The sequence below is a fragment of the Ruegeria sp. C8 genome, from assembly GCF_056537565.1.
Genome location: NZ_JBQFRV010000030.1, coordinates 1 through 15,165 on the forward strand (window position 1 = coordinate 1; position 15,165 = coordinate 15,165).

Annotated in this window: 10 protein-coding genes and 1 pseudogene; 9 read left to right on the forward strand and 2 right to left on the reverse strand. The window is 57.5% G+C overall.

The features are described 5' to 3' along the window. Positions 1–240: 240 nt before the first annotated feature. Positions 241–1,089 (reverse strand): TauD/TfdA dioxygenase family protein, encoded by an 849-nt coding sequence (locus ACR0KL_RS22460; protein ID WP_480777536.1) that lies wholly within the window; start codon positions 1,087–1,089, stop codon positions 241–243. A gap of 144 nt (positions 1,090–1,233) precedes the next feature. Here ACR0KL_RS22460 and ACR0KL_RS22465 point away from each other — a divergent pair, with 144 nt between their 5' ends. Together ACR0KL_RS22465 and ACR0KL_RS22470 are read left to right on the forward strand one after the other, a co-directional pair. Further along, positions 1,234–2,121, forward strand: a complete 888-nt coding sequence (locus ACR0KL_RS22465; protein WP_480777537.1) for a LysR family transcriptional regulator — start codon at positions 1,234–1,236, stop codon at positions 2,119–2,121. A gap of 720 nt (positions 2,122–2,841) precedes the next feature. Next, positions 2,842–3,342, forward strand: a pseudogene (locus ACR0KL_RS22470) (GFA family protein); the annotation flags it as partial. Between the two features lie 530 nt (positions 3,343–3,872). On the opposite strand, the gene ACR0KL_RS22475 reads toward ACR0KL_RS22470, so the two are convergent. Then, positions 3,873–4,739, reverse strand: coding sequence for a LysR substrate-binding domain-containing protein (locus ACR0KL_RS22475; RefSeq protein WP_480777538.1), 867 nt, complete (start codon positions 4,737–4,739; stop codon positions 3,873–3,875). A 107-nt stretch (positions 4,740–4,846) separates the two neighbouring features. Between ACR0KL_RS22475 and ACR0KL_RS22480 the strand changes: the two genes are divergently transcribed. From ACR0KL_RS22480 to ACR0KL_RS22510, 7 genes are all read left to right on the forward strand, one after another. After that, positions 4,847–6,391 (forward strand): trimethylamine methyltransferase family protein, encoded by a 1,545-nt coding sequence (locus ACR0KL_RS22480; protein ID WP_480777539.1) that lies wholly within the window; start codon positions 4,847–4,849, stop codon positions 6,389–6,391. Beyond that, complete coding sequence (locus ACR0KL_RS22485; RefSeq protein WP_170556700.1) at positions 6,388–7,677, forward strand: aminotransferase class III-fold pyridoxal phosphate-dependent enzyme; 1,290 nt, start codon at positions 6,388–6,390, stop codon at positions 7,675–7,677. Before ACR0KL_RS22480 ends, ACR0KL_RS22485 begins: the two co-directional genes overlap by 4 nt. Continuing rightward, the gene (locus tag ACR0KL_RS22490; RefSeq protein WP_480777540.1) at positions 7,674–10,070 is read left to right on the forward strand and encodes a GcvT family protein; all 2,397 of its coding nucleotides are present in this window, start codon (positions 7,674–7,676) and stop codon (positions 10,068–10,070) included. Before ACR0KL_RS22485 ends, ACR0KL_RS22490 begins: the two co-directional genes overlap by 4 nt. After that, the gene (locus tag ACR0KL_RS22495; protein ID WP_170644440.1) at positions 10,070–12,481 is read left to right on the forward strand and encodes an FAD-dependent oxidoreductase; all 2,412 of its coding nucleotides are present in this window, start codon (positions 10,070–10,072) and stop codon (positions 12,479–12,481) included. Before ACR0KL_RS22490 ends, ACR0KL_RS22495 begins: the two co-directional genes overlap by 1 nt. Positions 12,482–12,521: 40 nt before the next feature. Next, on the forward strand, positions 12,522–14,192 hold the full coding sequence (locus tag ACR0KL_RS22500; protein WP_480777541.1) for a thiamine pyrophosphate-binding protein: 1,671 nt from the start codon (positions 12,522–12,524) through the stop codon (positions 14,190–14,192). 4 nt (positions 14,193–14,196) lie between these two features. Next, on the forward strand, positions 14,197–14,400 hold the full coding sequence (locus tag ACR0KL_RS22505; protein WP_480777542.1) for an FAD-binding protein: 204 nt from the start codon (positions 14,197–14,199) through the stop codon (positions 14,398–14,400). A gap of 62 nt (positions 14,401–14,462) precedes the next feature. After that, complete coding sequence (locus tag ACR0KL_RS22510) at positions 14,463–15,068, forward strand: FAD-binding protein (protein WP_480777543.1); 606 nt, start codon at positions 14,463–14,465, stop codon at positions 15,066–15,068. Positions 15,069–15,165 lie beyond the last annotated feature (97 nt).

The window sequence follows — 15,165 nt, forward strand, 5'->3', positions numbered from 1 at the left end:
GCAACGCGGATGACGCATTCGAACTGCTGGAGCCCTTAAATTCGAACGAAACGCAAATTGTTCGGTCTGGCGAAGGTGAGAAGTCGGATCCCGCTGGAAAATAGCCGTGAAAATCGTGTCCCATAGGCAAACTGGCGTAGATGTCTGCTAAGAGCCCGAAGTGGAAGTTCAACTAACCTTTGGTCGCTAACGTGTTTCCCGTATAACGAACTCGGCTAGAGCAATTCGGCTCGGTCGGTACTAAACAGGTCTATCGCCTTTCACGGTCACACGTCGCCCTTTTCGCTCTGCGGGCCAATAGTCCCAGATAGCGCGATGCATACAGCACCGGTTGTCCCAAAAGGCCATGTCGTTGAGCGACCACCTGAACCGGATTTGATAGTTGATTTGCTCTGCATGCTCGAAAAGCATGTTGAGGATCGCGTCGCTTTCCTTATCCGACATGCCCAATATTTTTGTGGTAAATGTTCGGTTCACAAACAGCGATTTCCGGCCCGTTTCCGGATGAGTTCTAACAATCGGATGAACTGCTTCGGGACAGTCAATATCGCTGTCTTTTTGTCCACGGTCGCTATAGCGGCCTTTATAGATATGCTCTGAGCTATGAAACGCAGATAATCCGTTGATCATATTTTTTATCGGCTCAGAAAGATCGTCGTAGGCCGCATACATATCACTGAACATAGTGTCCCCGCCACAGGGGGGGGCGATATGGATTTGTAGCATAGTTCCAAGGGGCGGCGTTTCATCGCAAGAGACGTCAGAGTGCCAGAACTCACCGTTGGCTACTTTGGAATTCTTCGTTGCATGGATTTCGAATATCTCTGGATATCCTTCCATTGTCGGGGCCGCAGGGTGCGCATGAAGCGGTCCAAAACGTTTCCCAAATTCGATGTGCTGCGTAGGCGGTATTTCCTTCTGCTCTTTGAAGAACAGCACCTGGTAGGTGTGAAAGGCGTCGCAGATCTCAGCAAACTGATCGTCAGGCACAGGCTGGCTCAAATCGACTCCGTAGATCTCGGCGCCAAGGTTTGGAGCGAAGGGTTTGGCAACGATGGAAGTATAGGCGTTGGATTTGGGAGCAACCATAAGCACCTCTGGGTTTGATTTCTTTGGGCATGCTATGCGCAAGTTACACTCCAACAAAAATGAACAAAAACGAAATTTCTTTGACTAATTGGTGAAAAACTTTCACATATCGATCACGGATTAGGCGGTAGCGAGGTTACCGGAATGAGCATTCGGTCACTGCGAACTCTAATAGCAGTTCATCGACATGGTAGCTTCCGTGCCGCGTCAGAAGCGGAGCATCTAACCCCGTCGGCGGTCAGTCACCAGATGCGGAATCTGGAGGTTACGTTGGGGCTCGAATTATTTGACCGATCAGCCAAATCGCCCAAACTTACTCATACCGGGCTAACGTTCGTCGGAGAGGCCGCTGCGGTGGTGGCCGCATATGATGGTTTGGCGGAAAGGGTGAAGTCGAACAACGAACTCTCTGGTGAAATAACTTTGGGTGCCGTTCCAACGACCCTGACTGGACTAGTGCCGATTGCGCTAGCGAGGCTAAAGTCCGTGCATCCGGATATCCATGTACGGATTGTTCCAGGTTTGACTAATCAGCTTTTGCTACAGTTAGACCGCGGGCAGATTCAAGCGGCGATCATTTCCCGACCAGATGTTCTGCCAAACACGTTGGAATTCTCTGAAATTGTATCCGAAAAATTGGTGCTGCTTGTCTCGGAAAACACCCCAGATTTACCTCCGAAAGAACTGCTTGGTGAGTCACCGTTTATTCGTTTTACGCGTGATGCCGTTGTAGGAAGGCAAATCGAGACTTGGCTGCAAAGAAAGGGCATTGAAGTCAAAGACGCCATGGAACTGGAGAGCCTCGAAGCAATCTCAAGTATGGTGGCCGCTGAACTTGGAGTATCAATCATCCCTGACAGCCGCTTAGCTGCATATGACCACTTGCGGCTCAAAAGAATCCCCCTTGAACAGAACGGACCTAAGCGCATTGTTGGCTTGGCAAGTATGGCCGCGTCGCCACACACTAAAATGATCGACGCAGTTACGGTGGCGCTATTGGAAGCAGCAGATAGCCAACGGGTTTCTTCGTGAGTTGGCACTCCATTTGGTATCCACAAGATGTTTTCGAACACTTGAACTAAGAAAACTGGAAGTCAAAATTGGGCTTGGGCCAGTCACTGGCATGCAATTTGGAGAAAAACAGCTTCGAGCCTACAGAGAGCACTCATCCGATGTCGTTGTGCTGTTCTCCAAAGTATCTCTGACACTAGCCGCACGTTAAATTCAGGGATGTAGAGGCAACGTACGGCCGGAAGAACAGCATTGACGCTCTTAGTTTGCATTCTAGTTCGCTGGTACCCTTGCAAAAAGCGGACTGCCTTTGTCATCTAACATTTTAACTTTACAGTCACTTGCGGTCCAATAGTAAGGTACCCAAGTTGCTGGTTCGTCGGTAGTGAGTGACGTTGAACCAGTTTAGTCTGTACGGCTTTAAACGCTGTCTAAGTGGGGCCTCGCGTGCGCTAAACTATCCCCACCTCGGCCTCGCGAGGTTTCAGACGCCGCTTGAGGGGTTCCCGATGAACATGGTACCAGCCATCCAACCATCGCTGTCGGACGTCTTTTTCGAGCCCGAATTGACCATGAACTTCGACGTTTTCTGCTGATGAAACGTCCAAAAATATCCACCTAAAGAATACCAGATTCTTATGCTTCGGGAGGTTAGGAGAAAAACGAATGGCGACTCGTGGTTATTGTCTGTGCAATTAAACAAGCTGGGTCTACCACGGTGATCAAACATGGGCATGCTTTTGCCACTGCGATGACTGCAGTAGAAATTGCGCCGCGCCGGTGGCTTCTTGGTTCGGTGTGCCGATAGAAAACTTTGAATGGACTGGTGATAAACCACGCACTTTTGAAAGCTCCAAAGTCGTTTTTAGGCACTTCTGTGGAACTTGCGGGTCACCAATTGGGTTCGAAGCCGATCACTATCCAGGTGGTATGCACCTCTATGCTGCGTCGCTCGAAAGCCCGGAAAATTTCAAACCGTCTTTTCACGTCAACAACCAAAGCAAGTTGTCTTGGTTGCAAATGACTGATGATCTCGACGCGTTTGAAGGCACAGTATTACACACCCCAAACGACCCAGACGGATACGCCTGCGGGCCGCACCACTATTGTCGAATAGCATTGCCTCGCCCCCATCAGCGTTCGCCACGTGGCAGATCAGCAGGAACAGGCGCCTCGGCGTCTGGTCTGCAAATCAGCCCTGATTTTCCCAAAAGGAAGTCAGGATCAATGAAATCGGTTTAGGTGCTAGATGAAGGAAGTGAGGCGAAAATGGCAAGGTTCTGTCGCTGGTGGCAGAACTATGTGTCGCCTTACAGTAAAACTGTCGGGCGACTCATAGTTTTGCCATTGGCACGCGGCCAAGTCATTGATTTTAAATCAACTGGATTTTCCTCGATGCACTAGTTTTGCCTTTTGCGACTCAAAGGTTTTCCATCGCGTTGGAGCAGAGTGATATCAGCCATTGGTCTCAGGTGCAGAGAAAGCCCAGAAAGAGCCCACAGCGGAAGTCTCTGATTTTGCGCTACGTGCGCACGCAGCATGAAAATCGTTGCATCTGCTAACCTCACAATATTGCGTGGCGGTGGAGAAACTGGCTATCCTGGGCCATTGGAGCATATTTGTTTCTAAGTCGCAGCGAGAAATGACGCACCTAGACGCGGATTGATGCGATGTCCGCGAAGCGGAGGTAGCTTCCTGCGGTTTCGTCACTACGACTGGCGACATGACGGGGGTTCTTCTGCTTGACGACAGTGCCAATACAAGCCTGCCTTTCACACCCCGCCCGTCAGCCATTCAACGACCCGACGCACCTCCGCTCGGTACGCATGGCCGTCGCGCGTTTCGACAAAATATCCATGGGTTGGGGAGATATCCTCGTCAAATAGGCGGACCACACGACCTTCAGCAAGATCCTGGTCAATAAGCGGCAGCCAGCCGATCACCACGCCCTGTCCATCAGCAGCACCCCTTAGCAAAGTATTGGCGTCCTGAAAAATTGGTCCCCGCAGAGGCGAGCCGACGGCGACATTCATCGCCGCAAACCAATCTAGCCACCCCCAGTGATTTCTTTGATGCAGCAGCGGCAAGCGCTTCAAATCGTCAGGATGGCAAATGCCGGGATGCGCCTCGATGAAGGCCTTGGATGCAATGGCTGCAGGGCTCAACTCTAGCAGTTTGGTTGCCTTAGGGTCCGATCCTTCGATGCGGTCCCATCGGATGACGATATCGACAGTCTCGTTGGCAAAGGCACCTGGTTCGATGGATGGCAGAAATTCGAGTTCTATATTTGGGTGAGCTTGCCAGAATTCGCTCATCCTTGGCATCAGCCAACGTGCCGTGAAAATTGGCCCCACAGCCAGACGCACGACCTTGCGCGTACCACGGTGGAGCGTTCGAACGGCATCATCAAGTATCCCGAATGCCTGGCCTGTGGCCTTTGCCAATCTTGCGCCATCCTCGGTCAGAGCGACATCCCGTCCGTTGCGCACAAAAAGTTTGGTGCCCAACTGATCTTCAAGACCGCGGACGTGGTGGCTGATTGCGGTCGCAGTCACCGACAAATGCTCAGCCGCCGCTCGAAAACTGCCGTGCTGAGCAGCAGCGTCAAAGGCACGGAGGGCTGGTAACGAAGGTTTCATGACAATCATTCATTAATTTTACTCATCCTTTGATGAGAAAGGCGCCTTTGTAAACTAGACTTCTAGCTGCGAATGTTCAGTCGAGGAAACACAATACTCATGAGTTCATGGTTGAAGCCCGCCGCCGCCGAGGTCGCAAAGACCGCTTAAAGCAACCCACCGAGGACGAGGTGATTCACCCCGTGTGGCCCGGTGTCCTTGGTGGACGCCTAAAACCGTTGTTGCCGGATAAAGTGAAGCTGGTTGAAGAAGCGGCGTTTTCGCTATTGGCGACGCTGGGCCTGAGCCAAGCCATTCCGTCGATGATCGAAAAAGTCACCGAAGCCGGGGGGGGCTACACCAAGGAAGGGAGGTTGCTCTTTCCTGAAAAGCTCGTCCGATGGGCGATTGATGGGGCGCAGCATGGATTTACACTCTGTGGGCAAACGCCCGAACGCGATCTGAAAATCGAAGGGACTCGGGTCCATATGTCCACGGGCGGTGCGGCCCCCGGTGTGTTTGATCTGGACACGCATGCTTACCGCGACAGCACCTTGCAAGACCTTTACGATGCCGCCCGCATCGTGGACCGGATGGACAATATCCATCATTTCAGCCGGTCCGTTGTCGCACGCGACATTGAAGATAACGCGGCGATGGATCTCAACACGGCTTACGCCTGTTTGGCTGGGACGACCAAACATGTCTCGATCTCGATCACCGAGCCGCAGAATGTGCAGGCTATCGCAGACCTCTGCTATGCCATCGCCGGAAGCGAACAAGCCTTCCGCGAACGCCCCTTTATGACGGTCATGGTCTGTCATGTAGTGCCACCGATGCGCTTTGCCGAAGAAGCCTGCGAGGTGCTGGAACGTGCGGTACTGGCGGGCTTTCCCGTTCAGCTTATCAGCGCGGGTCAGGCTGGCGCGACCAGCCCTGCCACTGTCGCCGGTTCTCTTGTGCAGGCCGTGGCCGAGACCTTGGCGGGACTGGTCTTCGCGCGGTTGGTGGCTTCGGATGTCAAAGCGATCTTTGCACCCAAGCCACTCGTCGCGGATTTACGCACGGGCTCCATGAGCGGTGGCGGCGGTGAACAAGCCATTCTGATGGCAGGCGCGGCACAGATGGGACGGCATTGGAATTTGCCAACCAGTTCGATTGCCGGGATCACCGATGCCAAATGCCTCGATGCGCAATACGGAGCCGAGAAATCCCTTGCGGTGGCGATGGCAGCCCATGCCGGGTCCAATATTGTCACTCAGGCAGCGGGTATGATGTCGAGCCTGCTGGGCGTTAGCCACGCTGCCTATGTCAGTGACAACGATCTTCTGGGAAATATCCTGCGTACAATTCGAGGGATTGAGGCGACTCCGGAAAACATCGCAGCAGATGTCATCAAGGCCGTTTGCGAAGGGCCGGGGCATTACCTGGGTGAGCATCACACCTTCGGACGGATGAAATCGGACTATTTCTACCCCGAGATCGGTGACCGCCGGACGCCCCGCGAATGGGAGGAGGATGGCGCCAAGCCCATCGGGGATGTTGCGCGCGAGAAAACCCGCGAGATTCTGCGCAGCCACTTTCCGAAGCATATCTCTGATACATTGGACAATAAATTGCGTGCGAGCTTTGACATCCGCCTAACGCGGGCCGGATCTGGGCGGTCAGAATGAGTAATCTCCGCCTTAGCGAACAGGCCCGCGCGGCCCTCCCCTGTGGGGTCAGCCACGAACTGCGCTATCGTGTCCCGCATCCGATTTACATCGACAAGGCGCTGGGTGCTGAAAAGTGGGATATCGAAGGGCGCCGCTATATTGACTTCAAGATGGGTTCGGCCGCCCAATTGCTGGGCCACAGCCACCCTGCTGTGGTCGATGCACTGCAAAAGCAAGCCGAACGGGCGATCTTTGCCGCCGATTGCCATGCGTTCGAGATCGAGTGGGCCGACTGGATCAACCGGCTTTACCCCTCGGCCGAACGCACCCGCTTTACCGCCTCGGGAAGCGAGGCCACGATGTTGGCATTGCGATTGGGGCGAGCCTATTCGGGCAAAGATCATGTGCTGCGGATTGATGGCCATTACCACGGCTGGCATGACCACGCGCTAAAGGGAACCAAACCGGGCAGCAACGCGCCGCCGTCACTGGGTGTGCCGGTACCCGTCACCGAACTGGTGCAGGTCTGCGCTGCCGATCCCGATGCGATGGCCAAAGCGCTGGAAGATGACCGGATTGGCACTGTGATATTCGAGGCCTCCGGTGCCAACTACGGCTCTGTGCCACTCGCCACCGAAACCCTGAAGGCGCTGCACGATGTGGCCCGTGCTGCAGGCGTGGTGCTGATCTTTGACGAGATTATCACCGGCTTCCGCTGGTCCCCCGGTGGGCGGCAGGCGCGGGACGGGGTCGTGCCCGATCTGACCACGCTAGCCAAGATTGCTACGGGCGGTCTGCCCGGTGGCGCGGTCTGTGGTCGTACGGACATCATGGAGTTGATGAACAACGCCACCGAACGCGACGGGATCGCCCCGGCGGTCAGCCACAAGGGCACGTTCAACGCCTCCCCCCTAATCGCAGCGGCTGCGTGTGCAGCCATGCCTTACCTCGCCGATGGAGCGGCGCAGGACCACGCGGACGCGATGGCCAGACGCATGCGCGACGGGATGAACGCCCGGATGGCGGAACAGGGCGTCAAGGGGCTAGCCTATGGCGATAGCTCGATCATCCATGTCTATTTCGGGCAGGACACGCTTGACGGGCTCAGCCCCATGCAAATCCGAGGCCTGTCCAAAGCGGTGGTCAACGGCTATCGGGACGGCATGCTTTCGCATGGGGTGGACATCATGTCCTATACCTCGGGTCTGACATCAGCCGCACATACCCCGGACCTGATTGACGAAGCGCTTGAGGCCTTTGCCAAGACCCTCACGGACATGACACGCGAGGGAATACTGACATGAACCTCCCCTCTCAGGCCCGCACCGTGATCATAGGTGGTGGTGTAATTGGTTGTTCGATTGCCTATCATCTGGCCCGCGAGGGTCGGAAAGACATCGTGCTGCTGGAACGCTCCAAGCTGACCTCGGGTACCACCTGGCATGCGGCTGGTCTGGTGCGGCGACTGCGGCCTTCAGCGACGCTGACGAAACTGATCAACTATTCCATCGACCTTTATGGCGAGTTGGAAGTCGAGACTGGACAGGCCACAGGCTGGACGCAGACCGGATCGCTGACGCTGGCCACTAATCCCGACCGTCTGACAAACATCAAACGTCAGGTCTCGCTAGGTCGGGCTTTTGGACTTGAGGCCGAAGTGGTCGATGCTGCGCGCGCGAAAGAGCTTTGGCCGCTGATTGAAACCGACGATGTGATCGGAGCGGTCTGGTCGCCTGCTGATGGGCGGGTGAATCCGTCGGATGTGGCGCTGGCCCTGTCCAAGGGCGCCCGGGCGCGGGGTGTGCAGATATGCGAGGATACGCGCGTCACGGGCCTTCAAAAGAAAGGCGGGCGCATTTCGGGTGTTGAGATCGGCGCGGATTTGATCGAAGCCGACGAGGTGGTGATTGCCTCTGGCCTATGGTCGCGCGAGGTGGCAGCGATGGCGGGTGCGCACATGCCGCTTTATGCCTGCGAACATTTCTACATCCTGACCAAACCGCTGGCCGAAGTGCAGGCCCTGGGCAAAGGCTCGCATCTGCCCACACTGAACGATCAGGATGCCTACCTTTATGCCCGCGATGACGTTGAAGGGCTGCTGGTCGGCTCATTTGAGCCACACGCCAAGGGCATCTCGACTAAAGACCTGCCCGCCGACTTTTCATTTGATCTGCTCGACGAGGATTGGGACCATTTCATGCCTATGATGGAAAACGCCCTGCGGCGCATCCCGGCGCTTGAGAAAGCCGAAGTGCGTATGCTGCTGAACGGGCCGGAAAGCTTCACGCTCGACAGCCAGTTCATGTTGGGAGAAAGCCCCGACGTGCCCGGGCTGTTCCTGATGGGCGGCATGAACTCCACCGGGATCGCGCTTGCGGGCGGCGCGGGCAAGGCGATGGCCGAATGGATCATCGCCGGCGAGCCGACAATGGAACTGAACGAGGCCGATATCCGTCGGTTCAGTCCAGAGATGAACGTGCTGGGCGCTTTAGAGGCGCGTATTCCAGAAGTGCTGGGCCGCCATTATGACAATCCTTATCCGGGGCGTTCGATGGGCACCGCACGAGGCCAGCGTCGGTCGCCGATCCATACCGGTCTGGTGGCCGCTGGCGCGCAGTTTGAAGGGCGCGGCGGCTGGGAGCGGGCGGTGCACTTTGGTGGCGCGGACGCACATCTGCCGCTGACCTTCGGTGCACCGCAATGGCGCGACACGGTGGGACACGAGGTTGCGGCCTGCCGGAGAGGGGCGGCCATTCTGGATCAATCGGCCTTTGGCAAGATCATGGTGCAGGGGCCGGATGCTTGCGTCTTCCTCAACCACCTTTGCACCGCGCAAATGGACATCGCCGAGGGGCGCATTGCCTACACTCAAATCCTGAATTCGCGCGGTGGCGTCGAAAGCGACCTGACCGTTCAGCGCCATGGGCCTGAGACCTATCTGATGATCGTCGGCGCAGGCGAGGTTGTGCGCGACATGAAACGGATGCGCGACACTAAGGGCGAATTCCGGGTCGAATTCACAGATGTCACCAGCGGCTATGCCATCATCGGCCTGGCCGGGGCAAAGGCTCGGGAGGTCTTGCAAGCCACCAGCAGCAGCCCTCTGCCCGCCATCAAACGCTTTGGCTTTGCGCCGGTTGAGATTGGCCTCGCCTGCGGCTGGGCTGGCTGGCTGAGCTTTACCGGTGAGGAAGGCTACGAACTCTACATCCCCTCCGACATGGCCATGGCCGCGCATGAGGCATTGGTTAATGCCGGAGCCACACATGCCGGGCTTTACGCCAGCGGCAGCTTACGTATCGAAAGCGGCTTTCGCGCCCTTGGCCACGAATTGACCCCCGGCACCACACCGCATGAAGCCGGGCTGGGCGCGTTCTACGCCACAGGCACCGGGTTTGTCGGGGAAGACGCGTTGAAAGATCATGTGCCCAAACGGCGCATCGTTTCTCTGCTCTTTGATGATCCAAATGCGACCCCGATACATGACGAACCGATCTACTTTGACGGGCAGGTTGTCGGGCAGATCACTTCGGCCGCGTGGAGCTACCGCTTTGACCGCTCGGTTGCACTCGCGATGATCAACGCACCACTGGACCGGCTCTCCGCCGAAGACACCGTGCCGGGGTTTGAGGTTGAAATCGCCTGCGACCGTTTCACAGCTCAAGTTTCCTTCAAACCCGCGAAGGAGGTGTTCTGATGTCAGACACGCTCCGCACCACCCGCGTTGCCATCATCGGTGGCGGGATCATGGGTGTTGCGGCCCAATACCAGCTTGCCGAAGCGGGTTGGACCGATACCATCCTGTTCGAAAAAGCCGAATTGACCAGTGGCTCGACCTGGCATGCAGCCGGGCAGATTGCCCATGCGGTGGGCAGCCGGGTCATGGGTTGGATCAACAAGACTTCGATTGACACCTACAAGAAGGTCGAACAGGAAACCGGCCAAAGCATAGGTTGGCACGAGGTTGGCGGTTTCCGCATCGCCACCACCGATGATGAGGTCGACTGGATGAAGTCGATCATGGGCGTGGGCAAATTGCTTGACCTGCCGATGGAGCTTGTCGGGCCAGAAGCTGTGGCCAAGGGCAACCCATTCTACAAGGTTGATGACGTTAAGGCAGCGATTCAGACCTTTGAAGACGGGCATATCGATCCCTCCAGCGTGGCCATGGCACTGGCCACCGCAACGCGCGCGCGAGGGGCCAAGATCGAACGACACAATCAGGTACTGGGAGCCAGTCGCAAGGGTGACATGTGGCTGCTGCGGACAGAAAAGGGGGACGTGCTGGCTGAACATGTGATTATCGCTGCGGGGTCCTATGCCAATCAGGTGGGGGAATGGTTCGGGCTGACAATCCCCTCGGTCAGTTGCTTGCACCACTATCTTGTCACCGACACGGTGCCGGAATTTCTCGACCGCCCCGAACTGCCAGTGATGCGGGACAACGCCTTTGGCGGCTACATCCGGCAGGAACAGAAATCCGGCCTGATTGGCATCTACGAAGGCCATGTCTGCCCCACTGTTTGGGAAATGCCGCAAGGCGCGCCCTGGGCGGCAGAGAATGAGCTCTTTGAGGCTGATTACGATTCCATCGGAGACTTCCTGATGGTCGCCTTAGAAAAGATGCCCATTCTCGCAGACCTCGGCATCAAGCGCGTTGTGCGCGGTGCGATCACGCATACGCCGGATGGTGGAATGCTCGTCGGCCCCTCTGGCGCGCCGAATGTCTGGCTCTCATGCGGTTCATCCATCGGGCTCGCATGGGGTGGCGGCGCGGGCAAGGTGCTGGCCGACTGGATGGTGCATGGAGAAAGCGAGATCAACACACGCGGCTTTGACCCGCGCCGGTACGGCAAATTCGCCGACGATAGTTTCATCGTGGAACGCACCAAGGACGAATTCATGCGTCGCCACGATACACCCTGCCCAGGCAAGCAATTCCACAGTCTGCGTCCCCTGAATCGGCATCCTCTTTATGATCGGCTGGCCGCCAAGGGCGCAGTCTTTGGTGAGATCGCGGGCTGGGAACGCCCGCGCTATTTCGGTGAGGTGGGTGAGGTCGAACAGATCGGCTGGGGTCACCAAAACTGGCACGAGAATGCCATCCGCGAAGCCAAGGCCACGCGAGAAGCGGCGGGTGTGATTGACCTCTGCGCCTTTGCCCAGTTCGAGATTACTGGCAAGCACGCGGGCGCGTTGCTCGACCGCCTGTCGGCCAATAAAATCCCGGCGCGCGATGGGCGGATGAGCCTGAACCACCTGCTGACAGAAGAGGGCCGGTTCGAGACCGAGATCACGATCTGGCGCATCGCCGAAGACCGCTTTTTCACCGGTTCACCCATCGCCCGGTCGAACCCGGATTTCGATTGGATCAAGAGCCATATCCGCCAGTGCGAAGACGTTCAGATGATCAACCGCTCGCAGGATTGGGGCATGCTCGCGCTATCTGGTCCAGCCTCGCGCAAGATCATGGCAGAGCTGACGGATGTGGATCTGTCAAACGCTAGTTTCCCGTGGCTCTCGGGCAAAGAAGTCGCGATAGCAGGCTTGCCCTGCTACATGCTGCGGGTGTCCTTTGTTGGTGAACTTGGTTGGGAACTGCACGCGCCGCTGGATCAAATCGGGGCGATGTACGATGCCCTGTTCGAAGCGGGCGAAAAGCATGGGCTGGTCGATCTGGGCAGCTACGCATTCAACGGCCTGCGCATGGAAAAAGCCTATCGCGCAAGCGGTGAGTTAACGACGGATATCGGCCCGTTCGATGTCGGGCTGGAACGTTTCGTCGTGACCGAGAACCGCGACTTTGTGGGCCGTACAGCGTTGATGGAGCGCGGTCCGACGTGGGAATTGCTTTATGCGGAACTGCATTCCGATGACATCGACATCCACGGCGGCGAACCCGTCCTACTAGAGGGTAAGCTCGTGGGCCTGACGACATCGGGTGGGTACGGCTATAGCATCGGCAAGTCACTTGGTTGGCTCTTTGTCCGCAAGGGCACGCCGCATGACGGGCTCAAGGTGCAGATCCTGAACCGCGAGATTGCGACGACCGTGTATCCCGATGCGCTGTTCGACCCACAGAACCTGCACCCGAGATCGGAGGCCTAGTGACCGCCATGCGCAGACATCCGCTTTCAGGAGAACAGACATGACCACGATCAATGGCGGCGAAGCCGTCTATCGCGTTTTGAAAGCCAATGGCATCGATACGGTGTTCGGCCTCTTGGGCGGCTCAATGCTCGAACTTTACGATGCGATGTACGAAGGCGGTGAGATTGCCTATGTCGGCGCCCGCGACGAACGCGCGGCAGGCCATATGGCCGATGCCTGGGCACGTACTACTGGCAAGCCGGGGGTCGTGCTGGGTGCGCAAGCCGGACCCGGTGTGGTCAATATCGTGACAGCGGTGGCCGAGGCGCAGTTGGCCTATTCGCCGCTTGTGGTGATCGCAGGGGCCATCACCCGCGCCGATCAGGCCAAGGATACGTTCCAGGAGGTCGATCAGGTCGCCCTGTTCGCCCCGATCTCCAAACGCTCCGTCATGGTCACTGATCCGGCCCGGTTGGCGCCCATGATGGAAGACGCGATCCGGCTGGCCAACACGGGTCGACGCGGCCCTGTTGTTCTGCACGTGCCCCGCGATCTGTTTTCCGCAGATGTCCCGGCCATTGACCCCAAGCCATTGCAAATTGCCCGACCAGGCCCCGCCGCGGCGGATGATGTGGTTGCGATTGCCGAATTGGTGTCGAATGCCGAACGTCCCGTGATTTTCGCAGGCGGTGGTTTCAAATGGGGCGCTGGACGCGACGCGTTGACGACCTTGGCTGAAACGCTGGAAGTCCCCGTCGTCGCCTCGACCGGCCATGCGGATGTGATGCGCCACCGCCATCCGTGGTTCGCAGGTCAAGCCGGTCCGCGTGGCAACCGCGTCGCCTCGCGCCTGACGAAAGAGGCGGATGTGATGGTCGTGCTGGGCGCGCGCCTTGGCTTTAACTCCACCTTCCACAGCAACGATTATGTGGGAGCAGAGACCCGCATCGCCCATGTCGATATCGAAGGTTCTGCCGTGGGTCGCTATTTCCCGGCTGAGATCGCCGCGCAAGGTGATGCCCGGCTGACCGCCGAGGCGCTGACCGCTGCCGCGTCAAAGCCCAATTGCGACGCATGGCGCGACAGCTTCCGGGCAGATATGGACAGCCTTTGGGCTGAGAGGGCCGAGGAAGCCGCGATTGAGACGCTGCCGATGCACCCCCGCCGCGCGTTGGCCGAGATCCGCGATGCCCTGCCCGATAATGCCATTGTCACTCTCGACACCGGCAATACCTGTCTGCAAGCCGCCGACCGTCTGGCGCATTACGCGCCGATGTCGCTGATCACGCCGCTTGATTTCGGGCTGGTGGGCTTTGGCATGTCCGCTGCCATCGGTGCCAAGGCCGCCGCGCCCGACCGCCCGGTTGTCGCGTTGATGGGCGACGGTGCGGTTGGCTACACGATGATCGAAATCCAGACGGCCATATCGCACAAACTGCCTTTCATTCTGATCGTCCTCGACAACGAGGCATGGGGCGCGGAAAAAGCCTATCAACAGGAATTCTACGGCGGTCGCCTGCTGGGCGCTGAAATCCAATCTCCGCGCTATGACAAATTCGCCGAACTCTGCGGCGGCAAAGGTATCTGGGTCGATGGCCCAGGCGGTATGAGGCCTGCCCTGAAAGAGGCCCTAGCAAACGGTGAGACCACCGTCATTCAGGCAAAAACTGACCCCGGCGCACTGATGACCCTGCGCAAGGATCTGTTCAAAGCTCCAAAGGAGGATTGATCATATGACGACTTGGGACACTTTGATCATCGGTGCTGGAAATGCGGCCTTTTGCGCCGCACATGCGGCTCGGGAAAAAGGCGCAAGCGTTTTGATGCTGGAATGCGCCCCAGAGGCGGAGAATGGTGGCAACTCTCGATACACCGCTGGTGCGATCCGCTTTGCCTATACGGGGTCGAAGACATCCGCGCCGTTTGCCCTGACCTGAGCGAAGACCAGATCGCCATCACCGATTTTGGCACCTATACCGAAGAACAATTTTTCGACGACATGTTTCGCGTCACGCGTTTCCGCACCGACCCTGCCCTGTGCGAGCGATTGGTGCGGTCATCGAGGGAGACCATGCACTGGATGCGCGGCAAGGGCATCCGGTTTCTACCCATCTATGGGCGTCAGGCCTTTAAGGTGGATGGACGGTTCAAGTTTTGGGGCGGGCTGACACTGGAAAGCTGGGGCGGTGGTCCGGGCCTAGTTGATGCCCATACCGCGATCGCCAAAGCCTCTGGCATTGAAATCCGCTATGACACCCGCGCTGTGGAAATCCTGACAGACGGCCATGCGGTGACGGGCGTCAAGGTCCGCCACAAGGGGCAACTTGAGGACATCAGCGCCAAATCCGTTGTCGTGGCAGCGGGTGGCTTTCAAGCCAGCCCCGAGATGCGCACCCGCTATCTGGGTCCCGGATGGGAGATGGCGCGCGTGCGAGGTTCCCGCTTTAACACCGGCGAAGGCATCAAAATGGCGATAGATATCGGTGCTTCGACCTATGGGAACTGGTCTGGCTGCCATGCTGTTGGCTGGGACTACAACGCACCCGAATTTGGAGATCTTGATGTCGGCGACGGCTTTCAGAAACACTCCTACTTGCTTGAATGACCGCTCTGCAGGCAAAGTCACCATTCAATCAAAGGTCGGGTTTATGAATTCCGGAAGCGATGCGCGCGCGCTCGTAAATACGTGAAAGAAGTGCTCC